This window comes from Microbacterium sp. NPDC055903, from assembly GCF_053615555.1.
Genome location: NZ_JBSHCA010000001.1, coordinates 1,092,103 through 1,117,502 on the forward strand (window position 1 = coordinate 1,092,103; position 25,400 = coordinate 1,117,502).

24 protein-coding genes are annotated in these 25,400 nt (G+C 70.4%); 10 read left to right on the forward strand and 14 right to left on the reverse strand.

Annotation, left to right across the window (positions count from 1 at the left end):
• The first annotated feature begins 66 nt into the window (after positions 1-66).
• Positions 67-810, forward strand: coding sequence for a hypothetical protein (locus ACWGJP_RS04960; RefSeq protein WP_452328642.1), 744 nt, complete (start codon positions 67-69; stop codon positions 808-810).
• Entirely contained in the window at positions 807-1,652 is an 846-nt protein-coding gene (locus tag ACWGJP_RS04965; protein ID WP_452328643.1) for an SMP-30/gluconolactonase/LRE family protein, read from the forward strand. Before ACWGJP_RS04960 ends, ACWGJP_RS04965 begins: the two co-directional genes overlap by 4 nt.
• 260 nt (positions 1,653-1,912) lie before the next feature.
• Here ACWGJP_RS04965 and ACWGJP_RS04970 read toward each other — a convergent pair whose 3' ends face one another.
• Complete coding sequence (locus tag ACWGJP_RS04970; protein ID WP_452328644.1) at positions 1,913-2,770, reverse strand: fumarylacetoacetate hydrolase family protein; 858 nt, start codon at positions 2,768-2,770, stop codon at positions 1,913-1,915.
• Positions 2,771-2,785: 15 nt separating this feature from the next.
• Positions 2,786-3,760: a C-terminal binding protein gene (locus tag ACWGJP_RS04975; protein WP_452328645.1), complete on the reverse strand. Its 975-nt coding sequence runs from the start codon at positions 3,758-3,760 to the stop codon at positions 2,786-2,788.
• A 67-nt stretch (positions 3,761-3,827) separates the two neighbouring features.
• On the opposite strand from ACWGJP_RS04975, the gene ACWGJP_RS04980 reads away from it, so the two are divergent.
• Together ACWGJP_RS04980 and ACWGJP_RS04985 are read left to right on the forward strand one after the other, a co-directional pair.
• A complete protein-coding gene (locus tag ACWGJP_RS04980) occupies positions 3,828-4,577 on the forward strand; it encodes an SDR family NAD(P)-dependent oxidoreductase (RefSeq protein ID WP_452328646.1) in 750 nt (249 codons plus the stop codon).
• Positions 4,570-4,908 carry a nuclear transport factor 2 family protein gene (locus ACWGJP_RS04985; protein WP_452328647.1) on the forward strand — a complete coding sequence of 113 codons (339 nt, stop codon included), beginning with the start codon at positions 4,570-4,572 and terminating at the stop codon, positions 4,906-4,908. Before ACWGJP_RS04980 ends, ACWGJP_RS04985 begins: the two co-directional genes overlap by 8 nt.
• A 223-nt stretch (positions 4,909-5,131) precedes the next feature.
• Here the strand turns inward: ACWGJP_RS04985 and ACWGJP_RS04990 are convergent, their stop codons facing one another.
• The 4 genes from ACWGJP_RS04990 to ACWGJP_RS05005 are packed head-to-tail and all read right to left on the reverse strand — an operon-like array spanning position 5,132 to position 9,187.
• Positions 5,132-5,923 carry an SDR family NAD(P)-dependent oxidoreductase gene (locus tag ACWGJP_RS04990; RefSeq protein ID WP_452328648.1) on the reverse strand — a complete coding sequence of 264 codons (792 nt, stop codon included), beginning with the start codon at positions 5,921-5,923 and terminating at the stop codon, positions 5,132-5,134.
• The gene (locus ACWGJP_RS04995; RefSeq protein ID WP_452328649.1) at positions 5,920-7,002 is read right to left on the reverse strand and encodes a mandelate racemase/muconate lactonizing enzyme family protein; all 1,083 of its coding nucleotides are present in this window, start codon (positions 7,000-7,002) and stop codon (positions 5,920-5,922) included. The genes ACWGJP_RS04990 and ACWGJP_RS04995 overlap by 4 nt, the downstream gene beginning before the upstream one ends.
• Positions 6,999-7,763: an SDR family NAD(P)-dependent oxidoreductase gene (locus ACWGJP_RS05000; protein WP_452328650.1), complete on the reverse strand. Its 765-nt coding sequence runs from the start codon at positions 7,761-7,763 to the stop codon at positions 6,999-7,001. The genes ACWGJP_RS04995 and ACWGJP_RS05000 overlap by 4 nt, the downstream gene beginning before the upstream one ends.
• Positions 7,760-9,187 carry a hypothetical protein gene (locus ACWGJP_RS05005; RefSeq protein ID WP_452328651.1) on the reverse strand — a complete coding sequence of 476 codons (1,428 nt, stop codon included), beginning with the start codon at positions 9,185-9,187 and terminating at the stop codon, positions 7,760-7,762. Before ACWGJP_RS05005 ends, ACWGJP_RS05000 begins: the two co-directional genes overlap by 4 nt.
• Before the next feature lie 41 nt (positions 9,188-9,228).
• Here ACWGJP_RS05005 and ACWGJP_RS05010 point away from each other — a divergent pair, with 41 nt between their 5' ends.
• Positions 9,229-9,894 (forward strand): GntR family transcriptional regulator, encoded by a 666-nt coding sequence (locus ACWGJP_RS05010; RefSeq protein WP_452328652.1) that lies wholly within the window; start codon positions 9,229-9,231, stop codon positions 9,892-9,894.
• Positions 9,895-10,124: 230 nt separating this feature from the next.
• Here ACWGJP_RS05010 and ACWGJP_RS05015 read toward each other — a convergent pair whose 3' ends face one another.
• The 8 genes from ACWGJP_RS05015 to ACWGJP_RS05050 form a co-directional block, all read right to left on the reverse strand.
• Positions 10,125-12,254, reverse strand: a complete 2,130-nt coding sequence (locus ACWGJP_RS05015) for a peptidase C14 (RefSeq protein WP_452328653.1) — start codon at positions 12,252-12,254, stop codon at positions 10,125-10,127.
• Between the two features lie 6 nt (positions 12,255-12,260).
• Positions 12,261-13,211, reverse strand: coding sequence for a hypothetical protein (locus ACWGJP_RS05020; protein WP_452328654.1), 951 nt, complete (start codon positions 13,209-13,211; stop codon positions 12,261-12,263).
• 3 nt (positions 13,212-13,214) lie between these two features.
• Positions 13,215-14,210, reverse strand: coding sequence for a hydroxyacid dehydrogenase (locus ACWGJP_RS05025; RefSeq protein ID WP_452328655.1), 996 nt, complete (start codon positions 14,208-14,210; stop codon positions 13,215-13,217).
• Complete coding sequence (locus ACWGJP_RS05030) at positions 14,207-15,271, reverse strand: dihydrodipicolinate synthase family protein (protein WP_452328656.1); 1,065 nt, start codon at positions 15,269-15,271, stop codon at positions 14,207-14,209. The genes ACWGJP_RS05025 and ACWGJP_RS05030 overlap by 4 nt, the downstream gene beginning before the upstream one ends.
• Entirely contained in the window at positions 15,271-16,323 is a 1,053-nt protein-coding gene (locus ACWGJP_RS05035) for an NAD-dependent epimerase/dehydratase family protein (RefSeq protein ID WP_452328657.1), read from the reverse strand. The genes ACWGJP_RS05030 and ACWGJP_RS05035 overlap by 1 nt, the downstream gene beginning before the upstream one ends.
• A complete protein-coding gene (locus ACWGJP_RS05040; RefSeq protein WP_452328658.1) occupies positions 16,323-17,201 on the reverse strand; it encodes a carbohydrate ABC transporter permease in 879 nt (292 codons plus the stop codon). Before ACWGJP_RS05040 ends, ACWGJP_RS05035 begins: the two co-directional genes overlap by 1 nt.
• Positions 17,198-18,103, reverse strand: a complete 906-nt coding sequence (locus ACWGJP_RS05045; protein WP_452328659.1) for a carbohydrate ABC transporter permease — start codon at positions 18,101-18,103, stop codon at positions 17,198-17,200. The genes ACWGJP_RS05040 and ACWGJP_RS05045 overlap by 4 nt, the downstream gene beginning before the upstream one ends.
• Positions 18,104-18,171: 68 nt before the next feature.
• Entirely contained in the window at positions 18,172-19,410 is a 1,239-nt protein-coding gene (locus ACWGJP_RS05050; RefSeq protein WP_452328660.1) for an ABC transporter substrate-binding protein, read from the reverse strand.
• A gap of 209 nt (positions 19,411-19,619) precedes the next feature.
• Between ACWGJP_RS05050 and ACWGJP_RS05055 the strand changes: the two genes are divergently transcribed.
• From ACWGJP_RS05055 to ACWGJP_RS05075, 5 genes are all read left to right on the forward strand, one after another.
• The gene (locus ACWGJP_RS05055) at positions 19,620-20,777 is read left to right on the forward strand and encodes an ROK family protein (protein ID WP_452328661.1); all 1,158 of its coding nucleotides are present in this window, start codon (positions 19,620-19,622) and stop codon (positions 20,775-20,777) included.
• A 16-nt stretch (positions 20,778-20,793) separates the two neighbouring features.
• Positions 20,794-21,780: a Gfo/Idh/MocA family protein gene (locus ACWGJP_RS05060; protein ID WP_452328662.1), complete on the forward strand. Its 987-nt coding sequence runs from the start codon at positions 20,794-20,796 to the stop codon at positions 21,778-21,780.
• The gene (locus ACWGJP_RS05065; RefSeq protein ID WP_452328663.1) at positions 21,777-22,790 is read left to right on the forward strand and encodes a Gfo/Idh/MocA family protein; all 1,014 of its coding nucleotides are present in this window, start codon (positions 21,777-21,779) and stop codon (positions 22,788-22,790) included. The genes ACWGJP_RS05060 and ACWGJP_RS05065 overlap by 4 nt, the downstream gene beginning before the upstream one ends.
• 231 nt (positions 22,791-23,021) lie before the next feature.
• Positions 23,022-23,816 (forward strand): SDR family NAD(P)-dependent oxidoreductase, encoded by a 795-nt coding sequence (locus ACWGJP_RS05070; protein WP_452328664.1) that lies wholly within the window; start codon positions 23,022-23,024, stop codon positions 23,814-23,816.
• Between the two features lie 71 nt (positions 23,817-23,887).
• Positions 23,888-25,399, forward strand: coding sequence for an HYR domain-containing protein (locus ACWGJP_RS05075; RefSeq protein ID WP_452328665.1), 1,512 nt, complete (start codon positions 23,888-23,890; stop codon positions 25,397-25,399).
• The last annotated feature ends 1 nt before the right edge of the window (position 25,400 follow it).

Here is a 25,400-nt window from a genome sequence, read left to right on the forward strand (position 1 = left end):
CGGGCCGTTCCTGACCTCCGTGCGGGGAACGATGGCGCGAGGCCCCGCCGCTAGGCTGGCAGCATCATGGATGCGTTCTGGCTCTGGTTCGAGGACTACTGGTGGATCGCCTTCCCCGTCGGCTTTGCCGCGTGGGGCGGCATCAGTGCGCTCTACGCCTCCTCGGAGCGCGCGGCGAAGCGGCGCCACCAGCGCAAGATGGAGAGCATCCGCGTCAAGGGCGAGATCAAGGCGGCGCAGATCGCCGCGCGCAGCGGCCAGCAGGCACCGACGAAGCCGCTCGAGGTCGCCTCCGCTCCCGCCGTGCCCCCGAACCAGCTGCTGGAGCGCCTGCTCGTCGAGCACGACGAGATCACCGCGCGGTGGCTCGACTACGAGCTCGACGTCGCCAAGCTCATCGCCTTCCCCGCCATGAGCGACGGACGTCAGCCGCTCACCGCCGCGTTCCTGCGCGCGAAGAAGATCGCCGACACGCTGCGCCCGGCATCCGCGACCGCTCCCGTCACCGAGCGCGAGGTCACCGAGTACCTGGATGCCGTCGGCAACTACGCCGTCGCCTTCGAGGTCGCCGAGCGCGATGCCAGACGCCTGCGCGATTCCACGTTCTCGGACGCCGAGCGCAAGAAGCTCGACCGTGCGAAGAAACTGCTCACGGTCGCGGTGGACGAGTCCGCCACCCAGGCTGAGCGCAATCTCGCCTACAAGCGCGTGCGCGAGGAGCTCGACGGTCTCATCCTGCTCTCGGATGCCGCCGTCGAGGTCCTCGAGAAGAAGGTCGCGCGGGAGATCGACGGGGGAAATGCCTCATGAGGGCGGAGAACGTCACCGGTCCCGTCGCCAGCCACGCCGAGGGCCCCGTCTGGTGGCAGGGATGGGGTGGGCTGCGCTGGGTCGACGGCCACGCGGGTGACCTCCTGACCCTGCGCGAGGACGGCATCCACCGGATGCACCTGGACGACGGCTACGCCGCATTCGTCCGGCCGCGCAGCAATGGCGGGTTCGTCGCCTTCGGCCGGCGCACCCTGTATCTCGCCGAAGAGCCGCATGGGCCGGTGCGCGCCGCACAGGAGTTCGACCTCGGCGATGCCCGCTTCAATGACGGCACGGTGGATCCGCAGGGGCGGCTGCTTGCCGGGTCGATGGCGGGAGCGGGTGCAGGCCCCGTGGGGCGACTGCTGCGCATCGACCGCGAGGGCACGGTGCAGACCGTCGTCGACGGGGTCACGATATCCAACGGCGTCGCCTTCTCGCCGGACGGCACCATCGCCTACTACGTCGACACCGTGACCGGACGCGTCGACCGCTTCGACGCGCGCGATGGCGAGCTCGTGGAGCGGCGGCCGTTCATCGAGATCCCGTCGGACCAGGGCTTCCCCGATGGCCTGACGGTCGCAGCGGACGGCAGCGTCTGGGTGGCGCTGTGGAACGGGCACGCCGTGCACGGGTACGACGCGGACGGCATCATGCGCGAAAGCATCGAGCTCCCCGTGCCGCAGGTCACCGCCTGCACCTTCGGCGACGACGACCTCTCGACGCTGTACATCACGACCTCCGCGCAGGATCTCGGCGACGACCACGGCACCGCCGCCGGCTCCGTCTTCGCCGTGCGCCCAGGGGTGACCGGGCTGCCGGTCACCCCCTACGCCGGCTGACACCCGCCGCCTCTCCGCTCGCCGAGGCGGCCCCCGCTCGCTGAGCCTGTCTCCCCGCTCGCTGAGCCAGTCTCCCCCGCTCGCTGAGCCTGTCTCCCCCGCTCGCTGAGCCTGTCTCCCCCGCTCGCTGAGCCTGTCGAAGCGAACCCGTCGCACGCCCCCTTCGACAAGCTCAGGGAGCGGAATCCCCGCTCAAGGAGCGGAATCCCCGCCCAGGGAGCGGAATCCCCGCCTAGGGAGCGGAATCCCCGCTCAGGGAGTCAGATGACGACCCGACGCACGCGCTGCCGCTGGGCGCCGAGGCCCTCGATCTCGATGCGCATCTCATCGCCATCGGCGAGGTACGGGAAGCGTCCTGACAGCGCCACGCCCTCCGGGGTCCCGGTGTTGATGACGTCTCCCGGCTCCAGCACCATGTACTGGCTGAGGTGGTGGACGAGCTCCCGCACGCCGAAGACCATGTCCGACGTCGACGAGTCCTGTCGCGGCTCGCCGTTCACCCGGGAGCGCAGCCGGAGCGACTGCGGGTCGACCTCATCCGCCGGCACGAGCACCGGGCCGAGCGGATTGAACGTCTCGGCGCACTTGCCCTTGGACCATTGACCGCCGGACACCTCGATCTGGAACGCCCTCTCGGAGACGTCGTTCGATACCGTGTACCCGGCGATCACGGCATCCGCATCTGCCGGTGAGGCGAGATAGCGCGCACGCCGACCGATCACGACGGCCAGCTCGACCTCCCAGTCGACCTTCTCCGCGCCGGGCGGCAGGAGGACGTCGTCGTCCGGCCCGACGACGGTGTTCGGATGCTTGAAGAAGACCACCGGCTGCGCGGGCGGCAACGCACCCGACTCCGCGGCGTGAGCGGCGTAGTTCATGCCGATGCAGACGACGGCCTGGGGCCGCGCGATCGGCGCACCGATGCGGAGTCCGGCGATGCCCTCGGCCACCGGAAGGGATCCGGCAGCGAGGGCGGCACGGATGCGGGCGATGCCGTCCGCGGCGAGGAACGCGCCGTCGATGTCCGCCGTCAGCGCGGAGAGGTCGCGGATCGTCCCCGCGTCGTCCCGCACGAACGGGCGCTCCTCTCCTGCGGCGCCGAGTCTCAAGAGTTCCATGTCCGCTCCTCTCCGTCAGCGGGCGTCCGCGTACGCGGGGTTGACGATCGGCACGCTCGCGCCCGCGAGGTATCGGATGATGTTGTCCGCCGCATGCACGGGCAAGTCCGCCAGCGCTTCGGGCGAGAACCACGCGGCGTGCGGCGTCAGCAGGACCTGATCGAGTTCGCGGAGCGGGGAGCTCATCGCCAGCGGCTCGCCGGCGAAGACATCGAGGGCCGCAGCACCGAGGTGCCCGGATCGCAGGGAGGCGGCCAATGCGTCCTCGTCGATGAGCGGGCCACGGCAGGTGTTCACGACGACAGCGCCCTGCTTCATCGTCCGCAGCGCATCCTCGTCGATGAGGTGCCTCGTCGATGCGGTGAGCGGAACGTGCAGCGTGAGGAGGTCCGCACCGGCGATCGCCTCGGCGATCTCGACCGGCTCGCAGCCGGCAGCGCGCACGGCTTCGTCGGAGGCGTAGGGGTCGGCGACGATCACGCGGAAGCCGAGCGCCCTGCAACCGCGGGCGACGAGGGATCCGATCCGGCCGAAGCCGAGCACTCCGACGGTCGTTGCCGAGGGCCGCACGGCCATCGGGCTAGCGTCGACCGCCCGCCATGCGCCGGCGCGGACAGCGCGGTCGTATGCGACCAGCCCTCGCGCCTGGGTCATGATCATGGCGATGGTGTGCGCCGCGACCTCCTCGATGCAGTAGCTCGGCGTGTTCGCCACCGCGATCCCCCTGGCCGTCGCCGCCTCGACATCGACCATGTCGTAGCCGATGCCGACGCGGCTGATGATCTCGAGGGCGGGCATCCTGTCCATCACCTCGCCGGTGATCGACGCCCATTGGACGACGAGACCTCTGGCGCCCGCTCCCGCGGCGACGATGTCCTCGGCAGAGGCGGACGCCGCGCGCACGGCGCGGAGGTCGCCTCGACGCAGCGTCTGCTCGATGACGGTTCCTGGCAGGTCGCAGTCGCTCACGACGATGAGGGGAGGGGTCATGATGTGATGCTATAGCAAATAGCGGGTGAGCTCGCGCGCGAAGGCAACTTTGCTATAGCGTTTGACCATGACCACTCGTCGCGCCCTCATCACCGGCGCGAGCTCCGGCATAGGCACCGCCGCCGCCCTCGAGCTCGCCACCGAAGGCACCGCCCTCTGGATCACCTACACGGGCAGGGAGGCGGAGGCCGCCGGGGTGGCCGCCGACTGCCTCGCCGCAGGTGCTCCGGAGGCGCACGTCTCGCGGCTCGATCTGCGTGACCCGGCATCCATCGACGACCTCGTCGTAGACCTCACGGCGCAGTGGGGCGCGCTGCACGTGCTCATCAACAACGGCGGCGTTTGCCCCTACACGCCCTACGACGACATCGAGATCGACGAGTGGGATGCCGTGATGGAGACCAACGCCCGCGGCACGTTCCTGCTCACCAGGGCCGCCCTGCCGTTGCTGCGCGCTGCTGAAGGCGACCGGTCGGTCGTCAACATCTCCTCGATCGCCGGGCAGGTCGGCGCACTCCAGACCGGGATGCACTATGCCGCGAGCAAGGGCGCGATCCTCGCGCTGACCCGCAGCTTCGCCAGGCATCTCGCCGGCGAGAGCATCCGCGTGAACGCCGTCACCCCCGGCCCGGTGGCCAGCGCCATCACCGACCAGCTCCAGGGCGAGGGCCGTGCGAAGCTCGCGTCGTCGATCCCGCTCGGCGACTTCGGGCAGCCGGCCGATGTCGCATGGATCATCGCCGCGCTCGCCTCGGAGCGCTCCCGCTTCATCACCGGGGCCACCTACGACGTCAACGGAGGAGTTCGCATTGACTGAGCACCGGACAGCGGTCGACACCGTCCGCGCACAGCTGGACGCGTTCAACGCCCACGATCTGGAGGCCTTCGTCGCGACCTACGCGGTGGATGCCGTGATCACCGGCGTCTCACCCGAGCCGATCACCGGCCGGGCGGAGATCCGGGCGTTCTACGAGCCCCGCCTCGCGAACCCGGAGCTGTCGTGCGAGATCGATGCCCAGGTGCTCTTCGGGGAGCGCTGGGTGGTCGCGCACGAGCAGGTCGTCAACGCCGGCGTCGCGACGGAGACCATCGCCACGTTCGACGTGGTGGGAGGGCTCATCGCGCGCGCCTCGATGCTCAAGGCCTGAGCGCCGAAGCGCGGCCGCTCGCCGAACGCGTCGAAGCGCGATTGCTCCTGCGGGGCCGCGCCCTTCGACAAGCTCAGGGAGCTAGAGGGGAAAGCCCGTTCGCTGAGTCTGCCGAAGCGATTGCTCGCTGAGTCTGCCGAAGCGATTGCTCGCTGAGTCTGCCGAAGCGATTGCTCGCTGAGCCTGTCGAAGCGCGTCAGCTCGCTGGGTCTGCCGACGCGGGCTACCGGCCCTCGAAACGGGCGCGGAGCGCCTGGTCGACGGTGATATCTCCGAACGAGGCCGTCCACGCACCATCGACCGCGATCGACTGACCGCTGAGGTACGGCGCCTCCCCCGACAGCAGGAAGGCGGCGAGCGCGGCGACCTCCTCCGCGCGCGCGATGCGCCCCATCGGCGGTCCCTCCGCGAGCGCCCGCTCCGCAGCCGCCGGATCCGGCGAACCGGCGATCTGCGCTGCGAGGTGGGGAGTCATCACGCCACCGGGCGCGATGGCGTTCGCCCGGATGCCGAGGCCGCCGTACGTCACCGCGAGACTCCGGGTCAGCGCGTCGATGCCGCCCTTGGTGAACTCGTAGGCGGCGTGGTCGATGAAGCTGGCCCGTCCGTGGATGGAACCCACGTTCACGATCGAGCCGGGCACGCCCTGGTCGACGAACGCGGTGACGGCGGCCGAGCTCCCCCACAGATAGCCGAAACCGTTGATGCCGACGATCTCCCTGACGAGCGACTCGTCCAACTCGTGCAGCGGCGTCCGCTTCGTGATCCCGGCGTTGTTCACCCACCCGCGCAGCGGCGCGTGCCTGATCGCGGCTGCAGCGGCACGTTCATGCATGGCCCGATCCGCCGCGTCGCCGAGGACGACCTCGGCGACCGCGCCCGACTCGGCGCTCCCCGATCCCGGCGAGCGCTCCACCCCGACGACGATCCAGCCGTCGGCGGTCAGCCGCTCTGCGATCGCCCTCCCGATGCCCTTGCCGCTGCCGGTGACGACGACACTGCCAGATGCGTTCATGCGGACTCTCCTCCGAAGTCGAAGACGGATGCTGCGAAGCCGAATCCGAGCCCGGGATCCGACGACGGACGGACGAGGCCGTCGAACGCCGGACCGCCGGTGACCAGCGCCGGCGAAGGGTCATAGGGATTGCCCCCGCGGGCGAAGGTCTCCACGCCGATCCCGAGGTGCGCGGTCACCTCCGGGTACACGTGACCGGAGACCGGCACCCCGCGATCGCCCGCCCACGCGATGAGCTCGCGCGCGGGGGTCACGCCGCCGACTGCGACGACGTCGAGCCGGAGCACATCGACGGCCGCTGCGTCGACGAGCGCCCTGAGCACCGCCGGATCGGTCACCTCGTCGCCGACCGAGACCGGCAGACCGCTCTCGCGCCGGATCCTCGCGCACCCTGCGACGTCCTCGGGGAGCAGCGGGTCCTCGAGCCAGGCGAGCCGCACATCCCCCCATCGCGCGATCTCCGAGAGCGCCTCGTCGGCATCGCGCCACGCGAAGCCGACGTCCACGACGAGACCTGTCGATGACGGGAGCTCCGCATTCAGCAGGGCGATGAGCTCACGCATGTACTCAGGGTCGGGCAGCCGCGAGATCTTGACGGTCGTCCAGCCCTCCGCCTGCGAGAGCACCTCCTCAGCGACGTCCCTGGGCGTCCGGTCGGGGGCGGGGTAGGCCGCGACGAGCATCGAGGGGCGAGGGGCGTCTCCCGTGCCGAGCATCCGCCACAGCGGCACGCCGGCGCGCCGCGCGGCGATGTCCCACAGGGCGATGTCGACGAGGCCGATGGCTCGACGGACCAGGCCGACTCGTCCGACGATGGCGCTCCCGCGCAGCATCCGCTCCCACGTCGACGCGGGGTCGTCCGGGTCCGTGCCGATCGCATGCGGGGCGACGAGGCGTTCGACAAGCTCCGCCATCGGCGCCTCCCTGGACAGGCAGTAGGCGAGGCCGGTCGTCCCCTCGGAGTCCCGCACACGCACGGCGCTGTACTCCCGGCGGCTCACCGTCATCGCGCCCAGCCGAAGCGGAGCAGGCAGAGGGAGGATCGTGGTCGCCGTCTCGACGCTGCGGATCGCGCTCATGCGGGCTTCTTCGCCAGCGGGATGCCGTAGTCGACCATGAATCCGCCGTCGACGTACAGGGTCTGACCGTTCATGTAGCGCGCATCGTCGCCGACGAGGAAGCTCACCGCCGCACCGATCTCGCTCGCATCCGCGAGGCGGCGGGCGGGAATGCGTCCGAGGATCGTGTCGAGGTCGAGCGTGCCCTGTTCGATGCCCTGACGGAACACACCGGTGTCGACGTAGCCGGGGGCGACGGCGTTGACGCGCACCCCGCGGGCCGCCCATTCCGCGCCTGCCGTGGCGGTCAAGCCGATCACGGCCGCCTTCGTCGTCGCATAGGGAGCGCGCCCTGCCGATCCGCGCGACGAGATCGAGGAGATGTTCACGATGCGACCCGAGCCGCGGGCGAGCATGCGACGCCCCGCCGCCTGCAGGCAGAGGAACACGCCGTGCAGGTTCACGTCCACGACGGCCGACCACTCCGCCCAGGTGAGGTCCTCGATGCCTCTGTGGCGCTGGATGCCCGCGTTGTTCACGAGCACGTCGATGGGTCCGAGCTCGTTCTCGATCATCGCGAAAGCGCGCTCGACGGCATCGGGGTCGGTCACGTCGAGTTCCCGCCAGAGGATGCCGTCGGGGTTGGCGCCGCCGGTGAGACCTGGCACGCGGTCGGCGGCGACGACGCGGTGGCCGTCCGCGACGAGCCGGCGGCCGATCTCCCAGCCGATGCCGGCGGCGCCTCCGGTGATGACGGCGAGCGGTGCGGGGGTGGGGGTCATTGCGGGTCCTTCGTTGCTTCCGTGCGGGGGTGGGGGTCGAGGAGGGCTGCCACGATGCCGATCGCGTGCTCCTCGAGCAGGTCGAGCGCGCCAGGGGCCAGCGGCGTCTGCCACGCCTGGTACGCGCCGCGGTCATAGGCCTCGCGCGTGGGCAGGTAGACGAAGCCAGGCCCGTTGGTGAGGTTCATGACGACGATGGGATGATCGGGGAACCGTGCTCTGAGCGTGCGCTGCAGCCGGGAGTACGCCTCGCCCGGATGCCCGAGGATGATGGCGTCGCCGAGCCGCCAGGCCCAGACCGGATGCTGCACGGTCGGCCCGTCGATGTACCCCTCGCGGAGGTTGCGGGCGCGGCCGAGGCGTTCCTCGCGGGACCGCGGGTCGATGTCGCGCCATTGCGCGGCGAGCTGCTCCATCGTCGCCAGCTCGCGCAGCGGCAGCTCGACGCTCGACATCTCCCCGGCGGTCTCGGCCCCGCCGGTCGCCGGCTGCGCCGTCCAGATCGCGAGCGGCGCACCGGATTCGACGATGCCGGTCAGCCGCACCTCGGTGCCGGGATCCGGGAGGGCCGCGAGGGCGGCGAGCACCGCGTGACCGAGCGCGCGTCCGTGGCGATCGGCGATGGTCGCATCCCCCGTGTACTGCTCGCGAGGGGCGAGCTCTCCGGACGCTCCCTGGACGAACAGGCACGGCACGCCAGTCGCGGTCTCGACCGTCTCACGCATCGCGCCGACATAGTCCGGCGACACCTCTCTGCTCTGCCATGCGAGCGTCGTGGGATGGCACGCGTAGTTGACCAGCGTGGCGAGCACGGCGCCCGAGGCATCCGACACCCGTCCGACGACGACCGTGTCGTCCGCCTCGCCGTGCGGGTTGAACCCGACGAGCGCCCGGCCGTCGAGATCGAGCTCACGGTCCGCGGCGAGCCCGCACTGTCCCGTCGCCCATTCGATCCGCCCCTCGGCCGCGCGGCCGAGCGCTTCGCGGCCGGCAGCGATACCCGCGGCGGCGATGCTCGCCAGATACTCCGGGATGAGCTCTCCCCCGGGCAGGTGCGCGTCGGCGGCGCAGAGGACGGCGCCGGCATGCGTGTGCGAGAGCGACACCATGAGCTGGTCCGCCTCGAGCCCGAGCCCGCCGAGAATCGCCGATCGCACCCCGCGTTCATCGGCGACGCGTCGCCACCAGGTGCCGTCGACGGCGAGCAGCACGCGGGGCCGCTCGTCCTGACCGACGAGCGCCAGCGCCGTCAGGGTGAAGGGACGGTGCGCCCCTTCGGAGCGCTCCCAGTCGGCGGGTCCCCAGTTCTTCGCGCGGATGCCGACGGGCGGCGTGATGTCTCGCCGGGCGACCGCGACACGCAGCGCGCTGCGCGGGATGCGGATCGCGTCGCCCCGCATCGTCGGCCTATCGGTGACGGTCATGCTGCCTCTCGGAAGGCTGGATCTGCCATAGCATCGGACACGTGCGTACCGTGTCCGACCAGAACATCGCCGCGCAGGTCACGGACGAGCTGCGCGCCGCGATCCACTCGGGCGAGCTTCCTCCCGGCGAACGACTCGTGGAGCGCAAGCTCGCCGCACAGCTCGGTGTCAGCCACATCCCCGTGCGTGAGGCGCTGACCCGGCTCACCGAGGAGCGCCTGGTGGTGCGCGAGCCACGCCGCGGTGCGCGCGTGGCCGAGCTCACCGCATCGGACCTCGAGGAGATCTCGAGCCTGCGGGTCGTGCTGGAGCAGTTCATGGCCGTCCGCGTCCAGGAGCGCTGGAGCGAGGAGTCCGCCGCGCGGCTCGGAGCCGTCGTGGCCGCGATGGCGGATGCCGCCCCCGGCGACATCGCCGAGGTGCTCCGCCAGGACCGGCTGTTCCACGAGACCCTCGCCGAGCTCGCCGAGCACCGCTTCCTCGACGAGCTCAGCACCCGGCTGCGCGGACGCATCGCCGGATTCCTGCACGCGGCGAACGCGACGCTGGACCCTGCCGAGCAGCAGGAGCACGTGCGCAGTCACCAGCAGATCCTCGACGCGATCGCCAGCGGCGACCCCGAGCGGGCGAAGGACGTCATCGCCGAACACGTCGCGACGGCCGTCGCACGCATCCGACTGTCGGAGCCGACGGAGGAGCCCGCTTAGCGGGCGCGCTTCGACAGGCGCAGCGAGCGGGAACTGCTGCGCTTCGACAGGCTCAGCGTGCGCTTCGACAGGCTCGGCAAGCGGGAAGAGACGCACAGCGAGCGGGAAGAGACGCACAGCGGGCGGGGCCGCAGCGCCGAGATCCCCGCGCGCGATCGGCGAGCCAGGCTCAGCGAGCGGGATGCCGGGCTCAGGGGTCGCGTCGGCGCGTGGGGATCTCGACGGCATCATCAGACGGTCACGTTCGCCGCGAGGATGATGTTGTCCGCCTCATCGGGGACGGTGCGCGCCACCGACGTCTCCACATTCGAGGAGTGCAGCAGCGTGGATCCCGTCCCGAAGGCGCCCGCGGCGAGCTCGATCGACCCGCCGTCGAACCGGCACCCCACGGCACGGTAGTGGTTCTTGCCGCCGGTGAGCGAGATGTGCACGCCCTTGCCCGCGAACGTGCTGTCGGCGAGGAGCACGGAGACGGCGCCGTCACCCGTGCGCGAGAGCGCTGCACCCTTCGCGGTGTCGAACCTCGAGCCGCCGACGACCTCGACCGCGGTCTCGGATGCCGTCCCCACGCGCACGTCGGACAGCTCGACGCCGTCGAAGCGCAGCCGGGCCGAGGATGAGCTGAACACGGCATCCCGCTCCCCGCCGACGAGCCTGCCGCCACGGAACGTGACGGCGCCCGCACCGCCGATCTTCATGCCGTTCACCCCGACGAGCGTGGTGTCCACGAAGGTCACCGGCTTCTTCACCGTGGCATTGGTGAGATCACCGGCCGCCACGAACGTGAACTCCGAGGCCTCGATCACGGTCGGCCGCTTCGACGCGTCCGAGGCCTGCGTGATGACGAGGGTGTCGGTGGCCGAGCATCCGCGCAGCTGCGCCCCGTCGGCGTTGATCCACAGCATCCCCGACCCTGCCAGCGAGGGCTTGCCGATGACCTTGACGTCCTCGAGGGTGAGGTCGGTGACCTTCACTCTGGCGACGAACCACGAGCAGACGTGCTGGCGGACAGTGATGCGCTTGGCCGCCGAGCCCCACGCGGCACCCGAGTTCGCGAACGTCATCAGCCCCGAGTTGCCGATGTAGGTGAGGTCGTGCTCGTACTGACCGTGGGTCACGAAAGGCCCTTGGTCGTCGCCGTCGCCGTGACAGTTCTCGACGAGGCAGTAGGCGCTGGCCGTCCAGTCGTTCAGATGCCTGGCGTTGGAGGTGTGCGAGTTGGCGACATAGCCGTACAGGCAGTAGATCTGCTGGGTCATGTAGCCCGCACCGCCGTAGGTGACGGAGGTGGGGTTCGTGAGGTTGCAGGCATCCGTGGTGAAGTACGTGTTCCAGCGGCGCATGATGAGCGGCCAGAACGTCGCGGTCCCGTCGATGTGGTCCACATCGCAGCGCACCGCGTACTCGAACGCCAGCGGATGAGAGCCCGTGTACTGGTCGGTGCCCTTGCCGCGGAACCGCAGGTTCGACACCCGTACGTCCTGCACGGGCTCGACCCGCCGCCAGGTCATCGAGCGGTCCTTGCCCAGCGGCCAGCCGTTCTGGTAGTTCACCCTGATGTGGCTGCCGTCGACGATCTGCGTCACCTGGACGAGTCGCTGCAGCTCGCGCTCCCAGCGCCCGGAGAGGGCATTCACCTCGGCCGCGTACCAGGCCCCGACGGAGAAGAACGAGGAGTCCCCCACCGGGAAGACGTCGGCGAGATCCGGCACGGCCTCGCCGAGCTTCGCCTCGTGCACGTCGTCGGTGACCTTCCCCCGGAAGAACATCACCGCGGCGAAGGGGTCGTCGGCGCCGGCGTTCTCGATGCCCTCCGTGGTCATGAGGTGGTTGCCGAAGTCGAACTCGATCGTGGACCGGGAGAAGATGTGCCGCCGCACGAAGTTCAGATCGGTGTGCGCCTCGATGCGATGGATGCCGGCATCCGCCACCATCGCGTCGAGGGCGTCATCGGCCGGAGCATCCGGACCGAAGATGCCGAACGCACGGAAGTCGAGCACGCCGCTGTGCACGCGTACCCAGACGCCCTTCTTGCCAGCCACGACCGTGCCGCCGTTGACCTCCGGCTTGTCGGTCGTGACGAACCGGAACAGCCCGCCGCCGCCGTCTCCCGCCGCGGCGTACCCCGCGACGGCGATGATGTCGTCCGCCTTGGCGCTCTCACCGGTGAGATCGTCCACGACCGCGACGGAGCCGGCCTGCCGAGACGCCGGCACGATCTGAGGCTGGGCCGCCTGAGCGGGCCGTGCCACCCCGACGGCTGCGATGCCGCCGAGCGCCGCCGCGCCGAAGCCGGCCAGCACCATGCGTCTGGTCCGCCCCTCGCCGGGCGTCGGAGTCTCCTGAAGAATGTCCGTCATCTTTCCTCACCTTTCCTGCGGCAGGGCCGCGATCGGGTGCGGGCCGGGCCCGCACGGTCTCCCCAGACCTCGAGAGCGAGCCGCCTCGGCGGCCGCGATGATGTTGCGGTAGACCGCGCTGGTCCGCCGCGGGTCGACGGGCGCGGCGCCGCCACGCGCGAGCGCGGCGATCGCGTCGGCCGTGCCGCCGTAGCCGAGGGCATCCGCGTCATCGGCGAGGACGAGGGCGCGGATGCCCTCGTCCGTCCACACCCGCACGGCGTAGCGGTCCGGGCCGCCCACCCCGGAGATCGTCACCGAGACCGAGATGCCATCGATATCGGCGTGCACACCCCCGACGAGCTCGGATGCCGTCGGCGCATCCCCTCGTGTGCGCCAGGCAGAGCGGATCTCGGCGCGCCCGCCGGGCAGGAGCACGTCGACCATCTCCCACGCGTGCACGCCGACGTTGACGAGCGTGCCCCCGGCACCGGCCGGGTCATCCTGCCAGTCGGCGCCCTCGACGAGGAATCCGGCGATGTCGTGCTGCGCATGCACCTCGACGGCGTGCAGCCGTACATCGACGAGCTCGGCGGCGAAGCGGACCAGCTCCGGCGCGAAACGCAGCACCGAGGAGGTGGACAGCCGAGGATGCGCGATGGCTTCCCAGGCGGCGAGGCCGGCCGCATCCGCGGCCACCGTCTTGTTGAAGAACACCGGCGCCCCCGCTGCCGCGCACGCCGCCGCGACGTCCGACGCTCTCGGGGTGCGCGGCGTCGCCACCACGGCATCCGCGCCTGCGGCGAGCAGCGCCGGAAGCGTGTCGAACTCCGGTACCGCGAACCGGTCGGCGAACAGCCTGCGTCGCACCGGGTCATCGCCGTCCCACACCCCGACCGGCTCCGCCCCGCGGGCGAGCAGATTCGCGGCGTCCGAGAAGGGGTGGGAGTGCGCGACGCCGGCGAACGCGATCCGCATGGCTCAGCCCATGGTCGCGAGCTGCTCGCGGCTGATCGTGTGCGAGAGCGGCTCACCCGCGGCGAAGGCGGCGACCTCGTCGGCGACGATGCGCCCCTGCCTGAGACGCCCTTCATGGGTGCCGGCCGCCCGATGAGGCGTCAGCAGGACGCCGGGGGCGCTGCGGAACGGGCTGTCCTCCGGAAGGGGCTCCTCGTCGAAGACGTCGATCGCCGCCGAGAGGCGACGCGCGGTCAGCTCGGCAAGGAGCGCGGGCTCGTCGACCAGCCAGGAGCGGGCGGTGTTCACGAGCCCCGCGCCGTCCGGCATGAGCGCGAGCTCCCGAGCGCCGATGAGGTGATGCGTCTCGGGGAGCGTCGGCGCGTGGATCGCGACGATAGACCCGGACCGCAGCCCCTCGTCGAGCGGGACCACACGCGCGCCGAGCGCCTCCGCTTCCTCGTGCGTGAGCGTCGGGTCGGTGAGCAGGGGCTCGGCGCCGAGGGCGCGGATGAGCTCGAGGTACGCCCGACCGGTACGGGATGCGCCGATCACGGCGATCGGAGCGCCGAGGATCTCGTGCTGCACGAGCTCCGGATCCCACCAGCCGCCACCGCGGAGGGCGTCGTGCAGCTGCGGGACCCGGTGCAGAAGCGCGAGAGTGCAGGTCAGCGAGACCTCCGCGACCGACCGCGCCATGCCTGCACCGGCCTGCGTCACGCGGACGCCGCGATCGAAGAGGGCATCCGTGATGAACGGACGGATGCTCGCTCCGGTGTGCGCGACGAGCTGCAGCGAGGGCAGGGTCGCCAGCACCTCGGCGTCGAAGGGGCGTACGCCCCAGCTCGTCACGACCACGCGCACGCGCGAGCGGTCGGCGACCTCGTCGAGGGCGTCGACACGGACCATGTCTCCCCCGAGCAACGCTGCCGCGTCACCGAGACGCGCGAGATCAGCATCCGAGAAGAACTCGCGCATGAGCGGCTCGGACACCGCGAGGACGAGGACCGGAGCGGTCATGCCAGCCACGCATCCCTGTGCTCGGCGATGAAGGCGTCGTCGTGGAGCTCGGGATACGCCAGGCGGACCCGTTCGATCTCCTCCGCCTGCCCCGGGGAGAGCCCCTCGGCCGGGTCGAGGCACCAGACGCCCTCGAACAGACCCTGCTGCCGCAGCACCTCGTGCACGCCGGCGATCACGCCGTGGAACGCATTGCCGGGGTCGAACACGGCCTGGTTGACGTCCACCATGTCCGCCGACGCGGCGCCGAGCTCCCGGTACGCCTGCACGTCGCCGGCGGCCGCGCGGTGGGCCGTGTCCAGCATCCGAACGGCAGCCTGTGTGCCGACGGCCCACTGGCCGAGCAGCCCACCCGCGAACCGCATGGTGCGCTGGCCCTGGGGCGAGTCGACGTGGAACTCCGCGAGCAGGTCCGACACGATCGCGTCGTCGTTGCCGGTGTACAGCGCGATGTCGTCCGCGCGCCCCGATTCCGCAACGCCACGGACGAGCTCGAGCGTGCGGTACCGGTCGAACGGGGCCGACTTCACCGCGACGACCGAGGGGATCTGCGCGAACTCGCGCCAGAAGGCCCGGTCCAGCACAGGCCCGCCGATCGCTTCCTGCAGGTAGAAGCCGATGATGGGCAGCACCTCGCCGACGGCGCGGGCCCTGGCGAGCAGCTGGGCGTCGTCGGCGCCAGGCACTCGGGGGCTCACGAGCACCGCGTCGTACCCCAGCGAGCGGGCGAGCTCGGCCTCGGCCACCGCCTGCGCCATGCCACCCGAGACGCCGGCCACGCGCACGAGGCTCTCGTCCGCACGTCGGTCGAGCTCCTCGGCGGCCAGGGCGAGCACCGGTTCGAACAGGGCGTGCTCCGGATCGCGGATCTCGAACTGCGTCGTGTGCACGCCGACGGCGACGCCACCGGCGCCCGCGTCGACGTAGTAGCGGGTCAGTGCCCGCTGCCGTCGTTCGTCGAGGCGACGCTCCGCGGTGAGGGCCAGCGGATGCGCGGGAATGACCGCGCCGCGGGACAGGGTCTCAGCGGCTGCGACACGCAGCGCGGGGGCGGCTGCCATCAGAACTTCCCGTCCCTGACGGCCCACTTGGTGGGTTTGCTGATCAGCGGCAGTCCGTCCCGGAGCCACCGCGCCTGCCACCGGATGAGCGTCTCGGCGGAGGCCGCGGGATACCCGAAGAGTGCCATGCAGCGGCGCGCATCGCTGAGCAGAGCGGTCGGCTGCGGCTCGTCGACGAAGGCGACCTCGGTGCCGAGGAGCTCGGCGAACCGGCGCGCGACCGACTCCACGCTCAGCAGCTCCGGACCCGTGAGGTTGATCGTGAAGACCTCTTCCGAGGCATGCACGAGGCTGCGCAGCACGACCTCGTTCGCGTAGCCCTGCCAGATGACGTTCACGTTCGACGTCGCGAGCGAGACGGGCTCGCCGGCCTGCACGGCCCGTCCGATATCGGCGAGGACACCGTACCGGAGGTCGACGGCGTAGTTCAGCCGGATGATCGACACCTTCGTGCCGCGTTCCTGCGCACCGAACTCGAACACCCGCTCCCGCCCGAGGCACGACTGCGCGTACTCGCCGATGGGCGCCGGGGAGACGTCCTCCGATGCACCGCCGGACGCCGCGGCGACGAACGGGTACACGTTGCCTGTGGAGAGCACGGCGATCGTGCTCTTGCGGTAGCGGCGGGCCACCCGGTCGGGAAGAGCCGCGTTGACCTCCCACGCCCATGAGGCGTTGGTCGCCGCGCCGAACTTGGCGCCGACCATGAACACGACGTTGTCCGCGTCGGGGAGCCCGGCCAGATCATCGTTCTCGATGAGGTCGAAGGGCACGACGACGACGTTCGCCGCCTCGAGCCTTTCGCGGATGGCCGCGTCGCCGAAACGGGACACCGCGTAGACCGTGTCGGACGCACGCCCCGCGGCGTCGAGCCCACGACGGGCCAGCATCGCCAGGGTCGGGCCCATCTTCCCGCCCGCGCCGAGGATGACGAGGTCGCCGGCGCCCTTCGCCAGATCTTCGATGAGGCCCTGGCTCGGGGTGCCGAGCGCCTCTTCCAGTTCCGCCTCGGAGGCGAAGCCCTGCTGTGTCACGTCGTTCTTTCCTTCCATCAGCCCTTGATCCCCGTGCCGGTGACGCCCTCTTGCACATAGCGCTGTGCGATCAGGTACGCCATGAAGATCGGGATCAGCGCGACGACCGACCCCGCCAGCATCACGCTCAGCGGAACGTCCTGCTGCTGCAGCGAGGAGATGCCGACCGTGAGGGTGAACATGTCGTTCGACTTCGCGATGATCAGCGGCCAGAGGAAGTCGTTCCAGTGCCACAGGAACACGAAGATGCCGAGGGTTGCGAGCACGGGCTTGCACAGCGGAAGCACGATCCGCAGGAAGATCCGGAACTCCCCGGCGCCGTCGATGCGGGCGGCCTCGAAGAGCTCGTCCGGCAGGCCCTCGATGAACTGGCGCATGAGGAAGACCGCCTGTGCATTGGCGAGCGTCGGCAGGATCAGACCCCAGTACTCGTCCACGCCGCCGATGTTCGCCATGAGGATGAACGTCGGGATGAGGGTGACGTGGAACGGGACCATCACCATCGACAGGAACGACCAGAACATCACCTCCTTGCCTGCGAACCGCTTCTTCGCGAACGCGTAGCCGGCCAGCGCCGACAGGAAGAGCACGGCGACGACCGAGACGAGCGAGTACACCAGCGTGTTGAACAGCCAGACGAGGATGTTCTGCCCGCCGAGCACCTGCGCGTAGGAATCGAAGGAGATGCCGCCCCACGGCAGCAGGGACTCGGGGAAGTTGACGACCGCGCCAGGCTTCAGGCTCAACACGACCATCGCGTAGAACGGGAAGAAGCTGAAGATCGCGGCGATGCCCAGCCACAGCCAGCGCAGCACCACACCCTTGCCTGTGGGCTCCAGCGCCCGGTAGGAGCGCTGCTTCCCGCGCGGATTCACGGTCGAGACGGCGGTGGTCATTTCTGCTTTCCGATCACGAGGCGCTGGATGAGGGCGACGACGAGGGTCATGATGAACAGCGCGACACCTGCCGCGGCCGCGTAGCCGTAGTTGAAGTACTTGAAGCCCTGGTCGTAGATCAGGTACACGAGCGAGTAGCTGGCGTTGGCCGGGCCGCCCTGGGTCATCACGTAGATGACGTCGAAGACCTGGAACGCCGCCGTGGTCTCGATCACCGCGAGGAAGAAGACGGTCGGTCGCAGGTACGGCAGGATGATGTAGCGGAAACGCTGCCAGGCGTTCGCCCCGTCGACGAGGGCCGCCTCCTCGAGCTCGCGCGGGATGTCCTGCATCGCGGCGATCATGATCATCATCCCGTAGCCGAAGCGCGACCAGACGCCGACGACGACGATCGCGGGGACGACGAGCACGGTGCTCGCCAGCCACGAGCCGCCAAGGCCGAGAGGCGCCATGAGCGCAGACCACGGTCCGCTGCTGGAGAAGATCCACACGAAGATGGAGCCCGCCAGCACCAGCGAGGTGATCACCGGCAGGAAGAAGATCGAGCGGAAGAACCGGGCGCCACGGAAGGCCCTGCGGACACCGAGCGCCATCACCGTCGACAGCGCGAGAGAGATCGGGACGGCGAGAACCGTGTAGACGAGGGTCGTCGACAGGGCGCGCCAGAACAGCGGATCGGCGATGAGCCGCTGGAAGTGGTCGAGGCCGCGCCAGGCGATCTCGCCGGAGATGTCGTAGTCGAAGAAGCTCAGGGCGACGCCGACGATGGCGGGCCCGAAGCGGAAGGCGAGGAAGAGGAGGAAGGCCGGCAGCACGAAGAGCAGGGCGACGCGCGCTTCGCGACGCGCGAGCACGCGCCGCGTGAGGCCGGGTGGTCTTGTGCCGGGTCGCACAGTGGTCATGTCAGTACCTCGTATCGGGGGTGGGGGTGCGGCCGAGGCCGCACCCCCACCGTGAGCGAATCAGCAGGTCACTTCAGCAGCGGGGCCGCGGCGGTCTCGGCATCCGTCAGCGCCTGCTCCGGCGTCTTCTGACCGAGCAGCGCCGCCTGGATCTCCGGCGAAAGGACACCCATGACCTCGCGGGAGGCGGTGTTCAGCTCGCCGACGGTCGTGTTCGGGACGTACTGCTCGACCTGGCCCAGCAGCGAGTCCGCGGGGTAGATCGGGTCGCCCTCGAGGGCAGAGAAGTAGCCGGCGGCCTCGAGGTACGGAGTCACGACCTCGGCACTGGTGGCGAACTCGGCGAAGGCACCGGCCATCTCCTTGTCACCGGCGCCGCTGAGCATCGCGAGCGTGCCGACCGTGCCGTATGCGACGGACTCCTCATCCGTGAGCGGCGCGAGGACGGTGATGTTCTCCTCGCCCCAGAACGGCTCGAGCTCGGTGACGACGTTGTTCCAGGTGCAGCCGACCTTGCCCTGCGCGATGAGCGTCTGCTCGAGCGGCACCGACGTGGTCAGCGCGTCGGGGTCGAGCGCGCCCATGTCGGCCAGCTCGGTGAGGAAGGACAGCGCCTCGACGCCCTCGTCGCCGGCGAAGCCGATCTCGCCCTCGTCGGTGAAGACCTCACCGCCGGCCTGCCACAGCAGCGGGTAGAAGGTCATGTTGAGGGTGTTCTCGGCGGATGCCGGGTAGTTGGCCACGTACATGCCCGCGTCGACGAACTTCGGGGCGATCTCCAGGATGTCGTCCCAGGTCTCGGGGAACTCGGTGACGCCCGCCGCGTCGAACGCGGCCTGGTTGCAGATCAGGGTCTGCACGCTGGTGAGCATCGGCGCGCCCATGAGGCCGCCGTCGAGCGTGATCGAGTCCGCGACGTTGTCGAGGATCGAGTCCTTGTACTCGGCGCTCAGGTAGTCGTCGATGGGCTCGATGGAGGACTCGTATGCGGCGAGCTGGTCGGGCACGAGGTAGACGAGGTCCGGACCCTTCTTCGCGGCGATCGCGGTCTGCAGGCTCTCGTCGCGGTTGGCCCAGGGGAAGATCTCGTAGTCGACCGTGACGCCCTCGTGCTCGGCCTCGAAGTCGGCGATCGTCTCGTCCCAGAACGCCTTGTGCGCGGCTTCGTCCGCGATCACGGGGTAGATCCAGACGGTGACCTCCTTGTCACCTTCGGCGGCGGTGCCGCCGCCGGCAGAACATCCGGCCATCAGACCGACGGCGGCGAGTCCTGCGACCGCGCCGGTGAACTTAGTGAATCGCATCATGCTCCTTTGCTGGGACCATCCAGGGGTGGAGCTATTATGACATCGTAGTGTGATAATTGGTCAAGGGGTGCGATGTAACGAGTTTGTTAACCGCAGGATTCCAGAGATTCCGTCATGTTTCCCGATCTCTCGATTTCCGTGAACGCGGTGTGCTAATTTGTTCGCACGTTGCCGAAGCACGTCACAGACGCCGAGGAGAGGAGGCGAGGATGAGCCCCGCCGCACCGGCTCCCGTCGCCGTCCGCCTGGCCCTGCATCTGCGCGAGCACGGCCCGCACACGGTCACCGAGCTCGCCCAGGCGATCGAGGTGTCCCGCACCTCCGTCGAGACCGCGCTCGGCACCCTCGAGGGCAGCGGCATCGTCGCGGATGCACCGGCCCCCGCCGCCAAGGGCGCCGGTCGCCCCGCGCGGCGCTACGCCTTCCAATCCTCGGCGGGAGTCGTCGTCGGCGTCGACGTGGGTGCGCACAGCATCCGCGTCCTGTTCGCCGACCTCGCCGGGGTCGTCATCGCGCACCGCAGCGCCGACGGCCTGCGCCCGGATGCCGACGGCGCGACCCAGCTCGACCAGGTCGTCGCCGTGGTGACCGAAGCCGCGGTGGACGCCGGCATCCCGCTCACCCGCTTCCGCGCCGTCGGCGTCTCGCTGCCGGGCATCGTGGATGACAACGGGCGGGTGCTCGCCTCCGTGGTCATCCCCACCTGGGCGGGCATCGACATCGTCGCGCACCTGCGCTCCGCGTTCGCGTGCCCGATCGTCGTCGACAACGGCGTACGGCTGGCCGCGGTCGCCGAGCACCACCTCGGTGCGGCACGGCTGATCAACGAGGTGCTCTATCTCTCGGTCGGCAACCGCATCGCCGCCGGCCTCATCCTCGAGGGGCGGCCGCGCCGCGGGGTGCACAATGTGGCCGGCGACATCGGTCGACTCGCCTTCCGCGGTCTGAACGCCCGCACCGGACAGATCGACTGGCGGGCCGCCGATAACGCCGAGGCCGTGTTCCGCCGGGCCGAGCAGGGCGACGCCGAAGCGCGCCGCGAGCTGGACGCGTTCGTCGACGAACTGGCGCACGGCATCGCAACGCTCGTGATGACCGTCGACCCGGCGATCGTCGTGATCGGCGGGGGGCTCTCGCTCGCCCGCGAACGTCTGCTCGTACCGCTGCGCGAAGCGGTGGCCACGCACATCGGTCTCCCCATCGACGTGCCGATCGTGGGCGCCCGCCTGGGTGCGGAGGCCGCAGCCCACGGCGCGCTCGCCTTCGCCTTCGCCCGCTGCACGAGCGACATCTACGGCATCCCGCAGATGTCCTCTCCCCCCCTCACCCCGCTGCCGCAGGCCACGCCCGTCGCAGCGGACGCCTGATACTCGAAAGGACTCCATGTCCGAGCTCACAGTCGGCCTCATCGGCGCCGGCGGAATCTCCCGCGTGCACGCGGACGCCTGGCGCGCGCTCGGCGCCACAGGCATCGTGACCTCGCTCGCGGGAGCCGAGGAGATCGCCGCCGAGTACGGCTTCACCGTCGCACCGGACGTGCCGTCGCTGCTGCCCCAGGTCGACATCGTCGACATCGTCACCCCGAGCGGAACCCATCCGGCGTTCGCCCTCGCGGCGATCGCCGCGGGCAAGCACGTCGTCTGCGAGAAGCCTCTGGCGCCGACGGCGGAGGCCGCTCAGAAGATCGTCGACGCGGCCGACGCGGCGGGCGTCCGGATCTTCCCCGCACACGTCGTGCGGTACTTCCCCGAGTACGCCCGCATCAAGGCCGACGTGGATGCCGGGGCGATCGGGGACGTCGCCACGCAGCGCTTCTTCCGGATGGGCTCCGCGCCGATCGCGCCCTGGTTCTTCCAGGAGTCGACGGGCGGCGGGGTGATCCGCGACCTGATGATCCACGACATCGATCAGGCGCTGTGGATGGCAGGCCCCGTGACGGACGTCTACGCCGTGCAGAACCCTCCGACGGTCGACGATCGCGTACCGGCACCCGTGACGGCGCAGGTGGTGCTGACCCACGCGAACGGCGTGATCACGCATCTGCAGTCGACCTGGGTGTCACCCGGCATCCCGTTCCGTACCGCGGTGGAGATCTCCGGTTCGCAGGGACGCCTGTCGTATGCGAGCGGTGCGGACTCCTCGCTGCTGCGGGACACCGCGCCGACGGCCGCGACCGACTACCTGCCGCCGATGTCCCCGGAGGACAGCCCGTACTTCCGCGAGATCGAGGACTTCGTCGCCGCGATCCGCGGTGACGCCCCGGCACGCGTCACCGGCCATGACGGCGTCGCCGCCGTGGCGGTGGCCGAGGCCGCCTACGCATCCATCGCCGCGGGTCGCCCCGTCTCACTCCCGGAGGTCGCCCGATGACTCTCAGGATCGCCGTGCTCTCCTTCGCCCACGGGCATGCGCTGAGCTATGTGTCCGCCCTGCAGCGGATGCCGGATGTCGAGCTCATCGCGACCGACCCCGATGGTGCGACCGCACCGGATGCGGCGAAACGCGGGGCGGCACTGGCCGCCGAGCTCGGCGTGGACTACGTCGAGACCTACGACGAGGCGTTCGCATGGGGGCCGGATGCCGTCATCGTGACCGCCGAGAACGCACGGCATCGCGACCTCGTGCTGCGCGCGGCGGATGCCGGGGTGCACGTTCTGTGCGAGAAGCCGCTCGCGACGACCGTCGCCGATGCGATCGCCATGCGCGAGGCGTGCGAGCGGGCCGGAGTCACCCTCACGGTCGCCTACCCGGTGCGGTTCGCGCCGGAGTTCCGCGACGCGCTGGCCGAGGTGCGAAGCGGCGCGCTCGGCCGCGTGATCGGCGTGACCGGCATCAACAACGGCAAGCTGCCCGCCGACCGCGCCTGGTTCACCGACCCCGGCCTCGCCGGCGGAGGCGCCCTCGTCGATCACGTCGTGCACTGCGCCGACCTGCTCGACGAGCTGCTCGACGAGCGCGCGGCATCGGTGCGGGCGGTGTCGAACGGCATCCTGTACGCCGGGCACGACCTGGCCGTCGAGACCGGCGGCATGGTGACGGTGACGTATCCGAGCGGGGTGATCGCGACGATCGACTGCTCCTGGAGCTGGCCGACCACCTCGCCCACCTGGGGCGGCCTGACGCTGCAGATCGTGGCCGAGCGCGGCACGATCACGGTCAGCCCCTTCGCGAAGGGCGTCGGCGGACACGATGCCATGGGCGAGACATGGACACCGACGGGGCCGGACCTCGACGCCCTGTTGCTGGCGTCGTTCGTCGCGGGGCTTCGGGAGGGCCGTCAGATCCAGCCGGATGCCGGGGTCGGCATCCGCACCGTCGAGATCGTGAAGGCCGCACAGGCCTCCGTGTCTGCCGGCGGACAGGTGGTCGCTCTGGTCTGACCGGGCTGCTTGTCGAAGCGCGCCCATGAGGCCGCACCCTTCGACAGGCTCAGGGAGCGGCCCTGCTCCGTTCACTGAGCACCCCTGCTCCGCCCGCTGAGCACCCCTGCTCCGTTCACTGAGCATCCCTGCTCCGCTCGCTGAGCTTGTCGAAGCGCGCCACGCGGAGCGGGCATGCCTGGACGGGCTTCGGTGTTGCCCCTACGGTCGACACTGACCGAAGGGACCTCCATGCAGATCGACCTCAGCGGCAGGACCGCACTCGTCACCGGATCGACGCAGGGCATCGGCCGCGCGATCGCCACGGCGCTCGCTGACGCCGGAGCACGCGTCGCGGTGAACGGGCGCAGCAGAGAATCGGTCGCGGCCGTCATCGGGGAGCTCGTCGCCGAGAACCCGTCGCGCGTGCTCGTCGCGGCCCCAGGGGATGTGACGACGCAGGAGGGTGCGGATGCCGTGCTCCTCGCCTCCGGCACCGTCGACATCCTCGTGAACAATCTCGGGATCTTCGGTGCGACGGATGCCCTCGACATCTCGGATGCCGAGTGGCGGCACTACTTCGAGGTCAACGTGCTCGCCGCCGTGCGGCTCATCCGCGCGACGCTGCCCGTGATGAAGGAGCGCGGATGGGGCCGCGTGCTCAACATCGCCAGCGACTCGGCCGTGGTGACCCCTGCCGAGATGATCCACTACGGCATGTCCAAGACCGCGCTGCTCGCCGTCTCCCGCGGCTACGCGAAGGATGCGGCCGGAACCGGCGTCACCGTGAACTCCGTGCTGGCAGGGCCGACGCACACCGGGGGCGTCGAGGCATTCGTCTACGAACTCGTCGATCCCGCCCTGCCCTGGGACGAGGCCCAGCGGGAGTTCATGAGGCTGCACCGCCCGCAATCGCTGCTGCAGCGGCTGATCGAGCCGGAGGAGATCGCGAACATGGTCGCCTATCTCGCCTCCCCCTTGGCCTCCGCGACCACGGGCGCCGCGGTGCGGGTGGACGGCGGGTACATCGACGCGATCGTTCCCTGACCGGCCCTTCCGCCCAGCGCTGCCCTGCCGCTACTGTGAGCACAGCTCAGTCGGCAAGGGGAGGTCGGAGCATGATCCGTTCCAGCGCGCGTGTGCGCCGAAGGATGCTGGCGCGCGCAGGCGCCGTCGTCGCGGGAGCGGCCGCGCTCGGCGTGGCCTTGAGCGGGTGCACGCTGCAGTCCGTCGTCGCGATCATCAGCAGCTCCGAGCTCACCTGCGAGAGCTGGACCCTCACGCCGAACAGCGAGGACGGGTCCGGCACCGGCGGCACCGTCGGCGACGGCGAGTACTACTTCGGCCAGGTGATCGACGGCGGCGGGACGGTGCTGTACCTCGGCGAGGACAACGACACGTACTCCTTCCCCGACGGCCCCGTCGTCGCGACATTCGACTCCGCACCCGCGTCGAACCCCGTGATCGCGGGCATCTACATCCGCCGCGGCGGAGTGGCGTCTTACAGCATCGACGACAGGGTCGAGTTCCTGACCGGCTGCCCCGGGCTATCGTTCCAGGCCGATGTCGCACCGGCGAGGGGGACGACGTCGCCGGCGACGACGCTTCCCGTCTTCGACATCCGGTTCGGCGAGACGGTGACGGGCTTCGACGTCTCGGACCTCGTGTTCGGCGGCACGGCGGGCGCCGTCTCGGCGACCGTCGCACCGATCTCCCCCTCGGAGCAGTTCACGGCGTTCCCCCTGCCCACGGAGTCGACGGCCGCTTCGCTCTACCTCGCGGCCTCGTACTACCGGGTCACCGTGACGGGCGTCGAGCGAGATGGAGCGGTGACGGTGCAGGTGCCCGCCGGCGCCGTCGACGGGCAGTTCGACGACGTGAACGCCGCCTCCCCGACGGCATCCGCCGTCGTCGACCGCACCGGTCCCGCCGTCGGCGCTGAGGACATCGACCTCGTCGTGGCCGCGGGTGAGACCTCCGCCATCGTCGAGTGGGATCTCGACGCGAGCGACCCTTCCGGCGTCGCCGCGAGCACGTGCACCCCGTTCAGCGGTTCGACCTTCCCGCTCGGCGACACGGAGGTGACCTGCATCGTCGGCGATGAGCTAGGCAACGAGACCACGCACGTGTTCGAGGTCGGCGTGCGCACGACCCCGACGGTCGAGCTCCTCGCGCAGAGCACGGATGCGGTGAACCAGGGCGACACGGCTGTCTTCACGGTCACGGGGACGGACGACATGGGCGAGAGCGCTCCGCTCCCCGCCACCGACTACGCCGTGACCTCGAGCGTCGCCACCGACGTGATCGAGAAGGCCGACGGCGAGGTCTCGGTCACGTTCCCGCACGCCAGCCCTCACACTCTCACGCTGACCCAGACCTCCACCGGCGCCGCCGCCGAGCTCCTCATCGACGTCGTCCCCGCGGAGGAAACCGGCGAGGAGACCCCCGGCGAGGAGACCCCCGGCGAAGAGACTCCTCCGCTCTCCGGCGGCAACGAGCAGACCCCGGCATCCGATCTCGCGGATACCGGGGCCGACTCGACACCGCTGATCATCGCCGCCGGCGCACTCATCGTGCTCGGCGCGGCCGTGCTCGTGATCAGAGCCGTCCGCCGCCGGGGCGACCGCTGAG